The sequence below is a fragment of the Acinetobacter sp. CAU_H_S170_2 genome (genome assembly GCF_058890445.1).
Map to the genome: position 1 here is coordinate 1,795,710 of NZ_JBZYAE010000001.1, position 16,504 is coordinate 1,812,213.

The 16,504-nt window shown below is 40.0% G+C and carries 15 protein-coding genes, 1 tRNA gene and 2 pseudogenes; 13 read left to right on the forward strand and 5 right to left on the reverse strand.

From position 1 onward, the window contains the following. Positions 1–29 precede the first annotated feature (29 nt). A complete protein-coding gene (locus AC5EUN_RS08825) occupies positions 30–1,247 on the reverse strand; it encodes an alkane 1-monooxygenase (protein WP_159152798.1) in 1,218 nt (405 codons plus the stop codon). 169 nt (positions 1,248–1,416) lie between these two features. Between AC5EUN_RS08825 and AC5EUN_RS08830 the strand changes: the two genes are divergently transcribed. Both AC5EUN_RS08830 and AC5EUN_RS08835 read left to right on the forward strand, forming a co-directional pair. After that, on the forward strand, positions 1,417–2,364 hold the full coding sequence (locus tag AC5EUN_RS08830; protein ID WP_159152799.1) for a helix-turn-helix transcriptional regulator: 948 nt from the start codon (positions 1,417–1,419) through the stop codon (positions 2,362–2,364). 268 nt (positions 2,365–2,632) lie between these two features. Beyond that, on the forward strand, positions 2,633–4,837 hold the full coding sequence (locus tag AC5EUN_RS08835; RefSeq protein ID WP_159152800.1) for an OsmC domain/YcaO domain-containing protein: 2,205 nt from the start codon (positions 2,633–2,635) through the stop codon (positions 4,835–4,837). Between the two features lie 70 nt (positions 4,838–4,907). On the opposite strand, the gene lpxB is transcribed toward AC5EUN_RS08835, so the two are convergent. After that, complete coding sequence (gene lpxB, locus AC5EUN_RS08840) at positions 4,908–6,080, reverse strand: lipid-A-disaccharide synthase (protein WP_010326605.1); 1,173 nt, start codon at positions 6,078–6,080, stop codon at positions 4,908–4,910. 675 nt (positions 6,081–6,755) lie between these two features. On the opposite strand from lpxB, the gene AC5EUN_RS08845 reads away from it, so the two are divergent. The 6 genes from AC5EUN_RS08845 to AC5EUN_RS08870 all read left to right on the forward strand — a co-directional run bounded on the left by AC5EUN_RS08845 (position 6,756) and on the right by AC5EUN_RS08870 (position 12,212). After that, entirely contained in the window at positions 6,756–8,315 is a 1,560-nt protein-coding gene (locus AC5EUN_RS08845; RefSeq protein WP_010326603.1) for a PepSY-associated TM helix domain-containing protein, read from the forward strand. After that, complete coding sequence (locus AC5EUN_RS08850; protein WP_493352289.1) at positions 8,312–8,608, forward strand: hypothetical protein; 297 nt, start codon at positions 8,312–8,314, stop codon at positions 8,606–8,608. The genes AC5EUN_RS08845 and AC5EUN_RS08850 overlap by 4 nt, the downstream gene beginning before the upstream one ends. Positions 8,609–8,803: 195 nt before the next feature. Continuing rightward, positions 8,804–9,400, forward strand: coding sequence for a hypothetical protein (locus AC5EUN_RS08855; RefSeq protein ID WP_029575011.1), 597 nt, complete (start codon positions 8,804–8,806; stop codon positions 9,398–9,400). A 103-nt stretch (positions 9,401–9,503) separates the two neighbouring features. After that, positions 9,504–10,400 (forward strand): sulfite exporter TauE/SafE family protein, encoded by an 897-nt coding sequence (locus AC5EUN_RS08860; RefSeq protein WP_010326599.1) that lies wholly within the window; start codon positions 9,504–9,506, stop codon positions 10,398–10,400. A 139-nt stretch (positions 10,401–10,539) separates the two neighbouring features. Further along, positions 10,540–11,631 carry a 3-deoxy-7-phosphoheptulonate synthase gene (locus AC5EUN_RS08865; RefSeq protein WP_010326598.1) on the forward strand — a complete coding sequence of 364 codons (1,092 nt, stop codon included), beginning with the start codon at positions 10,540–10,542 and terminating at the stop codon, positions 11,629–11,631. Between the two features lie 56 nt (positions 11,632–11,687). Beyond that, positions 11,688–12,212 (forward strand): protein tyrosine phosphatase family protein, encoded by a 525-nt coding sequence (locus tag AC5EUN_RS08870; protein WP_010326597.1) that lies wholly within the window; start codon positions 11,688–11,690, stop codon positions 12,210–12,212. Here AC5EUN_RS08870 and ispF read toward each other — a convergent pair. Beyond that, positions 12,200–12,688 carry a 2-C-methyl-D-erythritol 2,4-cyclodiphosphate synthase gene (ispF, locus tag AC5EUN_RS08875; protein WP_010326596.1) on the reverse strand — a complete coding sequence of 163 codons (489 nt, stop codon included), beginning with the start codon at positions 12,686–12,688 and terminating at the stop codon, positions 12,200–12,202. The genes AC5EUN_RS08870 and ispF overlap by 13 nt on opposite strands. Before the next feature lie 101 nt (positions 12,689–12,789). Between ispF and AC5EUN_RS08880 the strand changes: the two genes are divergently transcribed. The 5 genes and pseudogenes from AC5EUN_RS08880 to AC5EUN_RS08900 form a co-directional block, all read left to right on the forward strand. Beyond that, positions 12,790–13,440, forward strand: coding sequence for an A1S_1983 family putative colistin resistance protein (locus AC5EUN_RS08880; protein WP_029575009.1), 651 nt, complete (start codon positions 12,790–12,792; stop codon positions 13,438–13,440). Positions 13,441–13,484: 44 nt separating this feature from the next. Beyond that, positions 13,485–13,967 carry a CinA family protein gene (locus AC5EUN_RS08885; protein WP_010326594.1) on the forward strand — a complete coding sequence of 161 codons (483 nt, stop codon included), beginning with the start codon at positions 13,485–13,487 and terminating at the stop codon, positions 13,965–13,967. A gap of 84 nt (positions 13,968–14,051) precedes the next feature. After that, positions 14,052–14,282: pseudogene (locus AC5EUN_RS08890) on the forward strand (aminotransferase); the annotation flags it as partial. Between the two features lie 11 nt (positions 14,283–14,293). Next, positions 14,294–15,226 carry an IS5-like element ISAha1 family transposase gene (locus tag AC5EUN_RS08895; RefSeq protein ID WP_004637176.1) on the forward strand — a complete coding sequence of 311 codons (933 nt, stop codon included), beginning with the start codon at positions 14,294–14,296 and terminating at the stop codon, positions 15,224–15,226. 148 nt (positions 15,227–15,374) lie between these two features. Next, a pseudogene (locus AC5EUN_RS08900) lies at positions 15,375–15,741 on the forward strand (transposase domain-containing protein); the annotation flags it as partial. Positions 15,742–15,867: 126 nt separating this feature from the next. Here the strand turns inward: AC5EUN_RS08900 and AC5EUN_RS08905 are convergent. Beyond that, positions 15,868–15,944 (reverse strand) — tRNA-Ile (locus tag AC5EUN_RS08905). 231 nt (positions 15,945–16,175) lie between these two features. Beyond that, on the reverse strand, positions 16,176–16,499 hold the full coding sequence (locus AC5EUN_RS08910; protein WP_035330454.1) for a hypothetical protein: 324 nt from the start codon (positions 16,497–16,499) through the stop codon (positions 16,176–16,178). Positions 16,500–16,504: the final 5 nt, after the last annotated feature.

The window sequence follows — 16,504 nt, forward strand, 5'->3', positions numbered from 1 at the left end:
AGTTCGATGTCAACTATGTATGCAGCTTGTTATCGCTGAAATATCACAGTTGAGTCAGCACTTAATCCAAATTTCTTAAAGATTTGAGCACGGCGCTTTGGCAAGATATTGGCTTTGGTCAAATCACCTTCGTAGTGATCGAACACTCGTTGATCCATCATTTTAAACCATAGCTTTGGAATTAACGCTGGAATTAACATGGTGGCATAACCACTCGGTAGCTCAGGGGCTTCATCAAAATGTCTTAAGGCCTGAAATGGGCGGGTTGGATAGGCATGATGATCTGAATGGCGTTGTAGCTGATATAAGAATAAATTAGTCACAATATTGTTATTATTCCAGCTGTGTTCTGGCATGGTTCGCGCATAGCTGCCATCTTCTTTTTGGCTACGCTTTAAACCATAGTGTTCAATATAATTAATAATTTCAAACAGACTCACGCCATAAAATGCTTGTGTCACTAGATATGGCGTCACTTTTTTACCAAACAACTTCAACATGCTTGCATGAAAACCAGCACTCATCGCCCATCCATGAAATAGTTCATTTTCTTTAGAGAAGAAAGACAGTCCTTTTCGTTTTAGGCGCTTATGTTCAATTTCAACAGCCGACTTCAGCCCACCGAAAACGGTGCGTGGCCAAAACTCATAAAAAGTCTCCCCCATTTTCGATGAAGCAGGATCTTCTGGCGTTGCAGCACGTTTATGATGCCCATAAGGGTGCTCAATGCGGAAATGGTTGTAGACCAACGGCGCTAAAGTCATGTGTGACCAATAATGATCTGATTTTTTAGGACGGTGACACAGCTCATGTGCTGTATTCACTGCTACTCCATTAATTGCCCCCATGGAAACACCCAATAATATTTGGTCGAGCATCGATACATTTTGGCGAGTCACCACATAACCTGCAAACAAATTGGCTGCCATTTGTAGCGGAATAAACAATTTCACTATACGGTCATAGTACGGGTCATTTACCAAGACCTTAATTTCATCATCCGAAGGATTATTTTCATCTGCACCGACCAGACCATCTACCGCAGGAATAATGACATGCAGTAACAGCGGCCCACCCAAAGCGAAGATTTTCTTAGTGGGTTTCGGGCCAAAATGATAGCCCGCTAAAATGCCCATGCCAATCACAGGAAGCCCAGGACTCAATAACCAGCCAAAACGCTTTTTATCGATCCCTGCTGCATTTTTAACGACTACGCTAGAATTCGTCATTTTCACTGATGCATTCATTACCATTCTTCCAATTTTCTTGTTATGCCTTTATATTTCTAGAAATGGGACATAAAAAACAGTTGTTAACGTCCAAGAAAACAGCGTAATCGTCCTTGGCCTGAAATGACTTAAATTGACCCTAAATCAAATATTAAGCCTAAGATATAAAGACTAGAAATCGTAAAGTATGGATGCTTTAAGTAAAATTTTTGAAGATATACACCTCAACCAATCTGAGTACCTTTACCTAAAACCTCATGGTGAATGGGCTTTTCGCTATACCGAACAATCAACCATGATGGCCTATGCGGTACTTCAAGGACAATTCACCATTTGTTTAGATGCTAAACAAATTATTGTTGCTGAAGTCGGAGACTTGATATTACTGCCTTCAGGGCCAAGCCATGAGTGTCGATCCTCAACCACCGACCAACTGTTAGAAGTATTCGATATTTCTGACTTATTTGCCCAAAACCAACATAAAGAAGTCACTTTTGGGAGTAATGTGACACAACAAAAAACTGTGATCTTGGCCTTACATGCACATATGGACCCCATTATGGCGCGTCCGTTGGTACAGGCCTTACCCGCGTTTATTCACCTTCAGCACCAAGATCTCAGCACAGTACCTGAATGGTTGCAAATTGGGCTGCAGTTTCTCGCTCTAGAAGTCCAACGCATACGCCCGGGTCGTGACAAAATTTTGGATCATTTGGTGAGTATTTTATTAATTGAATGTGTACGTGATTATATTGACGCGCTGCAAGACTCGAACAATTGGCTGAGTGCTTTATCTCATCCTGAACTATCCAATGCTCTTGCAAAAATTCATGCGGAACCTGCACAGCCTTGGACCGTTGAGTCCCTTGCAGAACAGTGTTGTATGTCACGGTCTAAATTTGCCACATTGTTTAGCCAAATTTTAGGCACCAGCCCTTTGGCTTATTTGCAACAACACCGTCTGCGTTTAGCCGCCCAATACCTGCGTAATGGACAAGGAACCATTCAGCAAATTGCACATCGGGTGGGTTATAACTCCGAAACGGCTTTTAGCCAAAGCTTTAAACGACAGTATCAAATGAGCCCAAGCCAATATAGAAATAATCAAAACCCAACTGAAAATGCTCGTCCATAATGGTTTAATAGCAGTCTTCACTCTGCTTATGTCTTTCTGCGCCGAGATAAATACCTTGAACTTGCAGACAAAGATTAGCATCTTGTGAAAATCACACTATAATATCCCGCATCCTTGCTAGAGATGGCTTCAAACCACTGCTTGTTTGTTCTTTTTTAGCTCTAGCCACACTTTTTTAAGTCCAGTTTTCATCCGTGATTCGGCTTATTTTTCAATATTTTATCTCTTGTATGTCCATGCTGACATATAAGAAAATTTAGGTGCCAGCATGGAAATCAAGGTTAATTATCTCGATAATCTTCGCCAAGAAGCGAAGTTCGACGATTTTACAGTCATTGCCGATCAACCGATTCGCTACAAAGGTGATGGCTCTGCACCCGGTCCATTTGACTATTTTTTAGCATCTTCTGCGCTTTGCGCGGCTTACTTTGTCAAAGTGTATTGTTTGGCACGTGACATTCCAACCGACAACATTCGTTTGTCACAAAACAACATTGTTGACCCTGAAAACCGCTATAAACAAATTTTCAAAATTCAAGTTGAGCTCCCAGCGGATATTTCAGAAAAAGATCGCCAAGGTATTTTGCGCTCTATCGACCGTTGTACGGTTAAGAAAGTAATCCAAACAGGCCCTGAGTTTATTATTGAAGAAGTAGAAAGCATTGATGCTGACGCTCAAGCCCTGCTTATTCCAAGCCTCGCTTCTGAAAGCAGCACCATCATTGCGGGTAAAGACCTACCTTTAGAAGAAACCATTGCCAATATGTCAGGTATTTTGGCTGGTCTAGGCATGAAAATTGAAATCGCTTCTTGGCGTAATATTGTGCCAAATGTGTGGTCTTTACATATTCGTGATGCTCAATCTCCCATGTGTTTTACCAACGGTAAAGGCTCAAGCAAAGAAAGTGCATTAGCTTCTGCGCTGGGTGAGTTCATTGAACGTCTAAACTGTAACTTCTTCTATAACGACCAGTTCTGGGGTGAAGACATTGCCAATGCTGAGTTTGTGCATTATCCAGATGAAAAATGGTTCATACCAGGTCCAAATGGTGAAATGCCTGAAGGCGTTCTGGATGAATATACACTTGAAATTTATGACCCTGAAGAAGAACTGTTAGGTACGCATTTATACGACACCAACTCAGGGAAAACTGAGCGCGGTATTTGCGCCTTACCTTTTGTTCGCCAGTCTGATGCTGAAGTGGTTTACTTCCCATCGAACTTAATTGAAAACTTATACCTTAGTAACGGGATGAGTGCAGGAAACACCTTAGCTGAAGCACAAGTACAGTGTTTGTCTGAAATTTTTGAGCGTGCGGTAAAACGTGAAATTTTAGAAGGTGAACTGACCCTACCAGATGTACCACAAGAAGTTTTAGCGAAATACCCAAGTATTTTAGCGGGCATCCAAGGTTTAGAAGAGCAAGGTTTCCCTGTACTGGTGAAAGATGCCTCTCTAGGCGGTCAATACCCTGTGATGTGTGTGACTTTAATGAACCCTCGTACAGGCGGTGTATTCGCCTCTTTCGGTGCACACCCAAGCTTTGAAGTTGCGCTTGAGCGTAGCTTAACTGAGCTACTGCAAGGTCGTAGCTTTGAAGGTCTGAACGACTTACCTTGCCCAACATTTAGCTCAAATGCGGTCACTGAACCCAATAACTTTGTTGAGCACTTCATTGACTCAAGTGGTGTGGTGTCATGGCGTTTCTTTAGTGCCAAATCAAACTATGACTTTGTCGAGTGGGACTTTACCAATCAAGGCCAAAACTCAAATGCAGATGAGGCTGATGCACTGTTCGGTATTTTGGAAAATATGGGCAAAGAAGTCTATATGGCCATTTACCAACATTTAGGTGCAACGGCGTGCCGTATCTTGGTACCGGGTTACTCAGAAATTTACTTGGTTGAAGACTTGGTTTGGGATAACACCAACAAAGCACTGCTTTACCGTGAAGACATCCTCAACTTACACCGTTTAGACAACGAACAACTCGAAGCGCTGGTTGAACGTTTGGAAGAATGTGAGCTAGATGACTATACTGAAATCAAGACTTTGATCGGAATTGAGTTTGATGACAATACCGAATGGGGTCAATTGACTCTGCTTGAACTTAAACTATTGATCTATCTTGCATTAGAGCAGTTTGAGGAAGCGAAAGACTTGGTTGAAGCATTCTTACAATACAACACCAATACCGTTGAACGTGGTCTGTTCTACCAATGCATGAATGTCGTGCTCGAAGTGATGTTAGATGACGACATGGAACTGGAAGAGTATGAAGCAAACTTCCGCCGTATGTTCGGTGATGAACGTATGGATGCGGTAATAGGCACAGTTGAAGGTCGTATTCGTTTCTATGGTTTAACAGAAACCAGTATGAAACTTGAAGGTTTGGACCGTCACTTACGTTTAATCGACAGTTATAAAAAGTTACACGCTGCTCGTGCTAAAGCCGTTGGATTAAAACCTTAAAATAAAAAGAAACAACCCAAATACGTTTGGGTTGTTTCTCACTGCACCTATCACGATGTCTTAAAGAGAATTAATCTAAAATATTTAAAATCGCCTCAACAGGATTTTCACTATTACCTGCAAGTAATTGTTTATGCATGGTAATGTGCTGCATAGCCTGAATCTGTGCTGTTTCTATATTCATTAATTTTTCAATTTCAGCCGCCAATTTCTCAGGTGTTGCATCTTTTTGAATTAATTCTTGTATCACTTTCTTGCCCGCAATAATATTCGGCAATGAATAATATTGAATCTTGATCAAGAATTTCACCACATGATAGGTGAGCCAATTCAACTTATAGAAGGTCACCATTGGTCGGTGTAACAGCATAGCTTCCAAAGTTGCTGTACCTGAAGCCAAAGCTACAATATTAGCGGCGTTCATAACTTGACGCCCAATCTTCGACTCGGTGCCTGAGTTTTCAAGCAAGTCTATTTGATCGACCAATGCTTTTGGATACTGAGTAAGCAAAGCTTCGATTTGTTGCTTACGTGCATCATTGATTGCTGGTATCACAAAGCGATAGTTTGGATATTTGGCGTAGAGCAATTTTGCAGCATCTAAAACCAGTGGACCGAGCTTTTCAATTTCACCACGTCGACTTCCCGGCAATAAGGCAATATGCCTTTGGGTCAGATCTAAACCCAGTTCTTCTTTGGCTTGTAAAATTGGGTTTTCCAAAGGCAATTGGCTCGCCAAGGGGTGTCCTACAAACGCAGCAGGAACATCCCATTTTTTATAAAATGCTTTTTCAAACGGAAATAAACACAATACCAAATCAATTGAGGCTTTGATGCCATGAACCCGTCCCTGACGCCATGCCCAAACGGAAGGACTAACATACTGCACGGTTTTTATGGGCAGTTGTTTTTGTTTTAAACTTTTTGAAAGGCGCAGATTAAAGTCTGGCGCATCAATCCCAATAAACACATCGACAGGATGGGCTGTCCATTTCTCTACCAGCCCATCACGTACAGCAAAAAGCTTTTTAATGTCTTTAAGAACCTCAACCAGCCCCATGACCGACAAGATATCCATCGGATAAAAGCTCTTGAAACCCTCTGCAATCATTTGCGGGCCACCAATACCCTCAAATTCTGCATCAATTCCTTGCTCACGAAAACTGCGAATAAGTTTAGCACCTAAAGTATCACCCGATACTTCACCCACTACGATTCCAATTTTAAGTTTCCGATTTTGCAAAGCATTATTCCTTATTTTTCAACCCATGCATCATAACATAGCGTCTTTTGGGATGGGTATTGGTCGAGTCTTTCTATTTATGCTGCAGATATAAAATGAGTGACCTATTTGACTCATATAAAAAGTACGAAAAAAGGCGAGTTAATTTAAATTTTCGATCATTTAAATATTGCACAGGATACCTATTAGAACATAGAATTACTGAGAATCATTATCGTTAATTCTATCTATGCTTTGTTCCTCAAGTTACACTGCTCAATCTCACTATTTTAGTATGTAGACTGCTTAACTCGTGATAGAGATAGCTTTGCTTAAATATTAAATTTAGGTTCGATGCTTAATGAGTACAACGTTAAGCCCCTTTATGACTTCATTCATGTGATCTTTATGCCCCTAAGTCAGCTTAATTACCCTATAACCGTTATGTTTCGGTTTTTGATCGCATTTGGCTTAGGCTATTTATGTACATCCATGTTATCAGAACTGCTTACCCTTAGTTTTCACCTTCACTTCGCTAAAGCAGAATCCATTTATTTGGCGGCTTTTCTATCTCTTATTTTCTTTACCACTTTTGTCATTGTAAGCTTTTGTGCTCAATCCCTGAAAAAGTTAAGCGCTTCAACCATTTCGCTTTCCCTTTGCTTTTTTGTATTGCTGAAGTTCGTAGGTTAAACCATGCAAAAATCTGTTCGCCAATCAATGGCATGGCTACACTCTTGGCTTGGACTAACACTGGGATGGTTATTATTTGCCATTTTTTTAACAGGTGCTGCGACCTATTACCGTCATGAAATAAATTTATGGATGCAACCTCAATTTGCCACCATGCAGGTCAAACAAGACACTGCGATGAATTCGGCATATCAATACTTACAAAAAAATGCTGCAGATGCGCAAAGTTGGTATATCGGCGTAGCTAGTCCGAGTTCACCTGTTAATAAAATCTACTGGCAAAAGGCCGATGGTGGCTACGAAAATAAGACTTTGGATGCGAACACGGGTGAAGAAGTCACCTTATCTGCAACTCAAGGCGGTGAGTTTTTCTATGGCTTTCACTATCAGCTGTATGGTGTGCCCTATTTTATCGGTAGGCTTTTGGTCACTATTGCGGCCTTCTTAATGTTGATCATCCTCATTTCAGGCATCATCACACACAAAAAGATATTCACCGAATTTTTTACCCTAAGAGCCTTCAAGGGTCAACGCTCGTATCTAGACTTTCACAATGTCACCTCTGTTATTGCTTTGCCTTTTTTCCTGACCATTACATTCACTGGTTTAGCCATTTTCTTTTATCTCATTCTTCCCAATGGCATGAAGAAACTTTATCCAGAGCAACCGTTCCAATATTTTGATGAAATTAGAAATATTAGCATCAGCTCTGAGGCTAAACCGACACCTGCTACGATGCGACCGATTGAGTACTTCATACAACAATCTGAGCAGCGTTGGGGGAAAACAGAGATTGACAATATTACGGTCAAACATCCCAACGCCAATATCGCTCAGGTGAACTTGGTTGAGTCAACTGACCGAAGCATCATGCGAAACCAAGCCCAACTCAGCTTTAACGGCGAATCTGGTGCCCTGCTCGGTGACACTCGGAACAATAGCGCAATTGCCACGCTCAATAATGGAGTCTATGGTTTACACATGGCACACTTTGCGCAGCCCTTATTACGCTTTGCGTTATTCTTCTCAGGGCTTTTAGGCTGTGCCATGATTGCGTCTGGACTTTTACTCTGGAGCTTAAAACGTCAGTTACAAAATAAGAAACAAAGTTTCCACTTTGGACATTATGCGGTTAACCGCTTAAATACGGCTGCCATCATTGGCTTGCCGATTGCAATGCTCAGTTATCTTTGTGCAAATCGTTTACTTCAGTTAGAAGCAGGTCAACCCAACTACGAAATCTACGCATTTTTCGGCACTTGGTTACTCAGCTTAGTCATTGCATTGCTCACTCCACAGCAACACCTTTGGAAAACTCAACTGAAAGTCTTCATTTTACTGGCTGTATCTTTGCCTATTTTCAATCTTTACTATTTAATCAGCCACCAATATGTGCATAACTTGAATGAATATTGGTTATTCTTGCGAGTTGATCTTATGATCTTCATCCTTGCGATATTGACTATTTTCTTACATCAAAAAATCCAGCCCATTCAACAAAAAGCTGTACAAAAAATTCAGAAAAAATATGCCAATACTGCGGTTCAGGAGTCCAATTCATGATCTACCTGATTGCAGGACTTCTCATCACTTTCGCGTGCTATGTATTATTTCTGGTGAGCGATAAGCCGCGCCCTAAAACTCAAAAGTCACGTTGGGCCAAGTGTGCAGAACATTATCAAATCTGCCGATATCTGGCTTTTGGTGTACTGGCCGCGACATTAATTTTATTGATTCAATTCACGGGTCGCGGTGTGGGGAGTGTCAGTTTATTTGTATTTGCAACCCCGATACTTTTTATACTGATTTTAAGCATCAATGACTTAAAACCCAAAAAAACAGCTCAATCTAAGTAAGTATTTACTCTACAACTCACACACTTTTTTATTTCGATCATGAGCCAAATAAAAAGGTATGTAAATATATGAGCCAGAACAATTGCAACAGAATTTTAGAGACTAATCAAAATCATTTAAGTTGAAGCACCGTGATTTTTAGTTATAACACGCTAAATAATAAGCACTTTTATAGATATTTTCACGGGGCAAACATTGCGTTCAGCTTTAGATTGGTCACAACAAGAAATCATCATACCCTTTCAACAGCTCTGCAGTTGGTCGAAGCATCATTTTGGCTGGACACTTTTTATTTCCCTCATTTTCAATTTGCTTGTATTTATTTGTTTCCCAAGCAGCTGGATCCCCACTCAGATTCAGAGTAAAACCTTTGATGAAATCACCGTTGAAATCAGTAAAGGACGAATCAGCACGTTGAAATTTAAACAACAGCATCATTTATGGATCGCAAACTGCGCATTGATGGGAGAACCTGTTCAAACACTATGTGACCAGTCATCACATCGTCACCAATTTACGGCAAAGCAGGTCGAGGTTTACTATTTTGAGCATATTTTTTGGAACCTAAAAAATGCAAAAAAGGAGGCATTTATTCATCAGATCACATTAGCTGATCCACGTCAGCAACACTTAGATATGACAGATAGCTCGACCGCAGCGGATTTTGAGCAATGGAAAAAGCATCAGCTAGCCCCTCTTTATATTTTACGAACACTCATAGGTTTCAATCTATGGTGGTTGCTGACAATTGTAGGCTTAAAAATAAAAGCACGGATACAGCTCAAACAATAACTCCTATATCTCTTTTTAGAATAAGTAAATCAACAATCAAGACAACGACTTATATGAAAACGTCATAAGATATGCACGTTTTTTGATATTTTGGCATATAACAATGTTTGGTCCACTCGAATTTATTCTCGCAGGTGTTTTAGTCGGTTTTTGTGTGGGAATTACTGGTGTAGGTGGTGGTTCATTAATGACACCGATCCTCATTAGCCTTTTCAGAATTGAACCTCACATTGCCATTGGTACAGACTTGCTCTATGCCGCAATTTCAAAATTCTGTGGTTCATTTGTACATGCAAAAAAACTAAATATTGTGTGGCCAATTGTGCTTTGGCTTGCAATTGGCAGTATTCCAGCTTCCTTTGCAACGCACTGGGTACTCGACAACTATTTGAGCCAATCTACCCACTACAAAGCCGTGCTCACTATGGTTTTAGGCTTCATGTTGACCATTACAGGTTTATCAATTGTCTTCCGTAATCAAATTGAAAAATTTTTCAACAAATTACGTAAAGATGAGCTCCCAGACATGACCGAAGACTTAGAAAAAGTTCAGCTTCAAACCAGCAATAAACGTAAGTACATTGTGATGATGGGTGTGGTTCTTGGGGTCTTCGTGACACTGTCATCAGTTGGTGCAGGTGCTTTCGGAATCATGGCTTTGGTCATTATGTTCCCAAATCTACCAATGATTCGTATTATTGGTTCTGACGTTGTGCATGCGGTGTTACTTACTTTCGTTGCAGGTATGGGTCACATGACTTCAGGCAACGTCGACTTCCACCTCCTTATGTGGTTATTGGTAGGGTCTATTCCAGCAATTATTATTGGAACACTGATTAGTTCACGTCTTCCTGAAAAAATCATCCGTAAAGTGTTGGGTATTACCCTGTTCGCGCTGGGTGTGAACTTCATGTTGAATCCGATCAAAGCCAAACCAGTGAAGCCAGCCGAAACTGTTCAAGTCATTCAAATTTCAACAGTTAAGAATGCCTCAGTGTAGGCATTCTGATTTAAAATAAACCTAAGATTCATCACTTTTTTTTCAAAGATTCATTCGACTTTTTTATAACCTTTTATCAGCTAAACCGTGTTATATTCAGCTTATAAAGCAACTTAATACGATCGAACCAGTGACGGCAATGAATACTCTACAGTCAAACTCTATTACCCAAAACGACATCGATGACGTGAATTTACAAAGCATTCATCCGCTAGTTACCCCAGCGGAATTAAAAACTGAATTGCCTCTCACTGAGTCTGCATATCAAACTGTACTTCACGGTCGTGAAACGATTCGCAATATTTTAGATGGTAAAGACAAACGCATTTTTGTGGTGATTGGCCCATGTTCAATTCATGACCCAGTTGCTGCTCACGAATACGCAGACCGTTTAAAAGTTTTAAGCGATAAAATTAAAGACTCAATCTATATCGTAATGCGTGTTTATTTTGAAAAACCACGTACCACTGTGGGTTGGAAAGGTCTAATCAATGACCCTGACATGAATGACTCATTCAACATTGAAAAAGGTTTACGCATTGGTCGTAAGCTTTTGGTTGAGTTAAATGAAAAAGGCTTGCCGTGCGCGACCGAAGCACTCGATCCAAACTCACCACAGTACTACCAAGACTTAATCTCTTGGTCAGCGATTGGTGCACGTACGACTGAAAGCCAAACGCACCGTGAAATGTCTTCTGGTCTTTCTTCACCCGTAGGTTTCAAAAATGGTACAGATGGTGGCTTAACTGTTGCAACCAATGCCATGCAGTCGGTGAAACATGGTCACCACTTCTTGGGTCTAAACAACCAAGGCCAAGTGTCTGTTATTCGTACTTCAGGTAACCCGTATGCACACGTGGTACTTCGTGGTGGTAACGGTAAGCCAAACTACGATGCTGGTTCTGTAGCAGAAGCAGAAGCAGCATTGGCTAAAGCGAAAGTCAGCACCAAAATCATGATTGACACCAGTCATGCAAACTCGAACAAAGACCCGTTCCTTCAACCACTTGTTCTGAAAAATATTACCGAACAAATTATTGATGGAAATAAATCTATTATCGGCATTATGGTTGAAAGTCACCTTAAAGGTGGTCGTCAGGAAATTCCTGAAAACCTATGCGATCTTGAATACGGCAAGTCAGTAACCGATGGTTGTATTGACTGGGATACCACAGAAAAGGTATTACTAGAGATGCACGAAGCACTCAAAGACGTTTTACCGAACCGTTAAGTTTTTAAAACGCCATCTTCGGATGGCGTTTTTCATTCTAAGATTAAGAAATAATTATGAACGCTATTGAAACACACTTAAGCCAAACACTTAACTTTCAATTTATCCACGAGCATTTGTTTACTTCTGGACAACCGACTGCTGAGCAATTACAGCAAATTAAAGAGTATGGCGTAAACACGGTCATCAATCTTGCGCTCAGTAATAGCAATAACTATTTAGCCAATGAAGATCAAATCTGTTTAGAGCTCGGTTTGAACTATATACAAGTGCCTATTTCGTGGGATACACCGTCTGATGATCAATGTTTATTGGTCTTAGATATGATTGATCATTTGGTTCAAGAACAAACCATTTGGGTCCATTGCTCAGAAAATTATCGCGTCAGTAGTTTGATGTATTTATATCGTCAATATTATATGAATATCGATATGCCAACCGCACATGAAGCCATGCATCAAATTTGGGAACCGAATGACACATGGACAGGTTTGGCGCATGCTGTTGCCTTACAACTTCAAGGTCGTAAAGCGACACAAGAATTGAAGCTGGCTATGATCAATCCTGATCATTTTGCATGAGAAATCAGCACTGTAGCTGTAGATAAAATACCTTCCTGACGACCCGTAAAACCCAGTTTTTCCGTGGTCGTTGCTTTGATGCTAATCTGTGTGATTTCAACATCAAGAACGTCTGCAATGCTTTGGCGCATCGCTAAATTATGCGGTGCCAACTTCGGACGTTCACATGCCACAGTAATGTCAGCATTATTTAACTGATAACCACGATCTAAAATAAGCTGATAGACATGGTTGAGTAATACTCGACTGTCTGCCCCTTTAAAGCGAGGATCGGTATCGGGAAAGTGCTGACCAATATCGCCTAAAGCCAACGCACCCAATAATGCATCTGTTAAAGCATGCAAAACCACATCACCATCTGAATGTGCTTTTAAGCCGTGTGTATGTGGAATTTGAATACCTGCCAGTGTGACAAATTCACCCTCTTCAAAAGCATGTACATCTAGTCCCTGTCCAATTCGAATATGTGCAACCATGCTCAGTTTCCTTTAAGAAATAAATGATTGAAATCTTGTATTCACGCTTTCTCTTTCGCTATAGTTACAAGCAGCGCAACATAGTGAAAGTATAAGCGATCATGCTGTTGAAAACCGACATAAAACTTATGAAAAAATTTAGTATTTTAGTGTGTCTAAGTTGTCTTTGTACCAGCTTTAGTTATGCTCAAGTCATTAACTGTGATGATCCGACCTCGTCTAGCCTTAAAAAGATCTGTAGCGATCAATTTAAAGACATTCGACAAAAATTAGACACACAATCAATGACTGCTTTTTTAATCAGTGATGCGCCGCAGCGTTTATTGGTCGATACCCATCAGCTATGGCTAAACCGCCTACAGCAATGTAAATCCTTAGCATGCTATCAGCAGCAAATGGACTTCCGAATTGATGATCTGAACTTCTACACATCATTAAATCAAAGTTTGACGCAACACTATTTAAAGTTTGAACATGGGGCCATTGCCAAACAACCTGTGCACCTACAAGTGCATCAGCTGTCTAAAGATAAAATTAAGATCGAAGGTGTTGCATATCGTAGTCCCAATAACCGCATAGAAACCCAAACCATTTCATTTTTGGCCTATACCACACCCGATCAAAAGCAAAACATCACGGACAATGAAAACAACTGTCACTACCAGTTCAACTTTCAAAAAGCCATTCTTTCTGTAAAAAGTGAAAGTAAAGCATGTAATCGTTTTGTTGGTGTGTACCGTGTTTATGACTAAGCTGTTAAACAAATCAAAATAATGGACATCGGGAGGCTAAAGTGGTGCAAGTACTCAAGCAATGCTGCAACCTCCTAGAACAAAAAAAATTGACCATTGCTTTTATCGAAAGTGCCAGTTCAGGTTATCTATCCAGTCAATTTTCGATTTATAAACATAGCGGAGCTGACATTTTGTTGGGTGGACTGGTGAGTTATGACCCCAGTATCAAATGTGAAATTTTAAAGATTGACGCTGCACTTATTCAGCAATATACAGCGGAGTCGATTGAAGTCACTGAAGCTATGGCACTTCACGGGCATCGACTATTTCGTCATGCCGATATTATTGTCTCCTGTACAGGGTTGCTCAAACCTGGTGGAAGTGCGACGCCTGAAAAACCAGAAGGCACCTTTTATATTGCCATTCATTATCAAAACAGTTTAAGTACTTACCATTATTTACTGCTAGGCAGTGCACTCGAGCGACTTGATCAACTTACGAAAAATGTCGCTCAAATGGTCATTGAACGTGTTCAAAATGCTTAAATCTTTACACTAAATTTGATTTTTCTACATTTTGAACCCTTAAACTGAACCATAATCAATAAAAATGTGAAGCGCCTTGTGATGATGAAAATAATCCATCCGCTAGTTTTCAGCACCTTATTTTTTTCAAGCCACAGTTTTGCAACTGTAGGTGGACCACAAAATATTGAAGTTTTAGGACTCGACCAAGCTGATCAAAAAATTTATGTGATGCGACATTATTTAGATGGTCGTGGTCGTTTGCCACAATTGTATTATTATCAACTTAACAGGGCTTTGTTGCACAAACCTATCTCTAAAGGCTTATTCCACAATATAATTCTCAAATGAATAAGCCCACACCTAAAATCTATCGTACAACCAATTGGTCTTCTTATAACAGTGCATTAATAAATCGAGGAAATCTCTCAATTTGGTTTGATCCCAAGACTCAATGGTACGCTCAACCCAAAGGTAAACATGGTCGAAATCAAACTTATTCAGATACAGCCATCCAATGCTGTTTAATGATCAAATCCTTATTTCGTCTTTCTTTACGCATGGTCACTGGCTTTGTGCAAAGTCTCATTCATCTTTGTAGATTAGATTGGACAGCACCAGACTATTCCACCATCTGCAGAAGACAAAAGCATATTGATATTGCAATTAACTATCAAAAAAGCAGTAATGGTCTCCAGCTACTCGTCGATTCTACTGGCTTAAAGTTTCTAGGCGAAGGTGAATGGAAGCGTAAGAAACACCAACCTGAATATCGTCGCCAATGGCGTAAACTTCATATTGGTATAGATGCTGAAACCCTTCAAATACGCGCTATTCAACTCACTACAAATAATGTGAGTGATTCACAAGTGCTTGGTGATTTACTCGATCAGATTCCACAAGATGAGCAGATTGACTCTGTCTATACTGATGGGGCTTATGACACCAAGCAATGCCGTCAAGTAATTGCAGACCGACAAGCACATGCGGTGATTCCGCCAAGAAAAAATGCGAAACCTTGGAAAGATACAAAGACCAGCTCGCTAGAGCGAAATGAATTACTTCGAACAGTTAAACGTTTAGGAAGAACAATATGGAAAAATTGGTCAGGCTATCATCGCAGAAGTCTGATAGAAACCAAGATGCATTGCATCAAATTATTAGGCGATAAACTCCGTGCGAGAAACTTTCAAAGCCAAGTCAATGAGATTCATGCACGTGTGGCCGTATTAAATAAATTTACAGATTTAGGTCGACCTCACACCCAAGTTGCCACTTAAATTTAGATAACTTGGAAGAAGTTTAGCTTTTGAATGTTTGTGCAACAAAGCCCCCCGCATATGTAAGCCCTACTATGTACAGACCAAAGGTAAAGTTGAACGCTTTAATGAATACCTCAAATCGAGACTATATTAATGGCTCAACTAACACCATCTGACGCTGCTATCGGATTCCCTAACCGCTCTGAGGATCAACTACAGCCTAAAAAACTGGCAAGCACTCTGGCCGCTATCTGGTTGATGGTAACTTACCAATCAACATAAGAAGCATTGCTTCATAAGGGATCTAAAATCAGATGTGTTCCAGGGCCTTGGGACGTAATAACTAGTTATTTGCTGGCTCGATGAGCAGTTGTCAGCGAGCAGCTAATATCATACACCTGATTCAGTCAGCAAAGCTGAATGGACTGGATCCGCATGCCCAATTAAGTGATGTGCCGAAAAGGTTGCCGATACATAAAGTGACCCAGATTGAAGTATTACTTCAACACCGATGGAAACCCAACTCAAATTAAAAAAAGCTATGGGGTTTAGCGAATGCTTACAGAATAATGTTGATTTAAGCTGCTTACCATTTGCTTACCAGAATCTAAAAACAAAAAAACCACTTAGGATCAGTACACCTAAGTGGTTGTTTTATATGGTGGGCCCAGACAGACTTGAACTGTCGACCAACGGATTATGAGTCCGCTGCTCTAACCAACTGAGCTATAGGCCCTAATATACTGAATTTGTTATATATCAACAAGTTCAGGCGAAATGAATACTAGCGAAGATTTTTTCAAAAGACAAGCTTTTTCATACATGGTTGTACACTATCCAAACAATCGGGAAAATTTAGATCATCAAACTGACATATCAGGTCTTTCACGATCTTTGAGTTACATACTAAGACTCAAAAGTACTTATAAATACTAGAATAATAAAATTTAATTAAATTGGATAAAAACTAAATACCGGCTTTTTCTTTTTTTCGTGACTCAATGAAAAACTCAACAATTGACCAAATAACCACCAAAACAAAGAGAACGATTGCACATAAAAAAGTCGGAAGATAAGCCATTTTAACAATCCTGAACTTTGTTAAACCAAAGTTAAAGTGTGAAAATGCACACTTTAGTCTTAGACCAAAGTCTAATCTGTCATTTCGTTTATGAATAGTGGTATTTTCATTTTCACCATATTTATTTTCTATTTGATTAGATTTAAAACATCTTAGTGTTCTATTTTTACCCTCTCCTTGTTCAACTGATGAGGATTCAAAACGACTCATAAAAG

Coding starts and splice junctions, on each gene's coding strand:
- AC5EUN_RS08850 (WP_493352289.1), top strand. CDS start 8,312: ATGATCTACCTGATTGCAGGACTTCTCATCACTTTCGCGTGCTATGTA.
- AC5EUN_RS08845 (WP_010326603.1), top strand. CDS start 6,756: ATGCAAAAATCTGTTCGCCAATCAATGGCATGGCTACACTCTTGGCTT.
- AC5EUN_RS08830 (WP_159152799.1), top strand. CDS start 1,417: ATGGATGCTTTAAGTAAAATTTTTGAAGATATACACCTCAACCAATCT.
- AC5EUN_RS08910 (WP_035330454.1), bottom strand. CDS start 16,499: ATGAGTCGTTTTGAATCCTCATCAGTTGAACAAGGAGAGGGTAAAAAT.
- AC5EUN_RS08870 (WP_010326597.1), top strand. CDS start 11,688: ATGAACGCTATTGAAACACACTTAAGCCAAACACTTAACTTTCAATTT.
- AC5EUN_RS08895 (WP_004637176.1), top strand. CDS start 14,294: ATGAATAAGCCCACACCTAAAATCTATCGTACAACCAATTGGTCTTCT.
- AC5EUN_RS08825 (WP_159152798.1), bottom strand. CDS start 1,247: ATGAATGCATCAGTGAAAATGACGAATTCTAGCGTAGTCGTTAAAAAT.
- AC5EUN_RS08865 (WP_010326598.1), top strand. CDS start 10,540: ATGAATACTCTACAGTCAAACTCTATTACCCAAAACGACATCGATGAC.
- AC5EUN_RS08860 (WP_010326599.1), top strand. CDS start 9,504: ATGTTTGGTCCACTCGAATTTATTCTCGCAGGTGTTTTAGTCGGTTTT.
- ispF (WP_010326596.1), bottom strand. CDS start 12,688: ATGGTTGCACATATTCGAATTGGACAGGGACTAGATGTACATGCTTTT.
- AC5EUN_RS08880 (WP_029575009.1), top strand. CDS start 12,790: ATGCTGTTGAAAACCGACATAAAACTTATGAAAAAATTTAGTATTTTA.
- AC5EUN_RS08835 (WP_159152800.1), top strand. CDS start 2,633: ATGGAAATCAAGGTTAATTATCTCGATAATCTTCGCCAAGAAGCGAAG.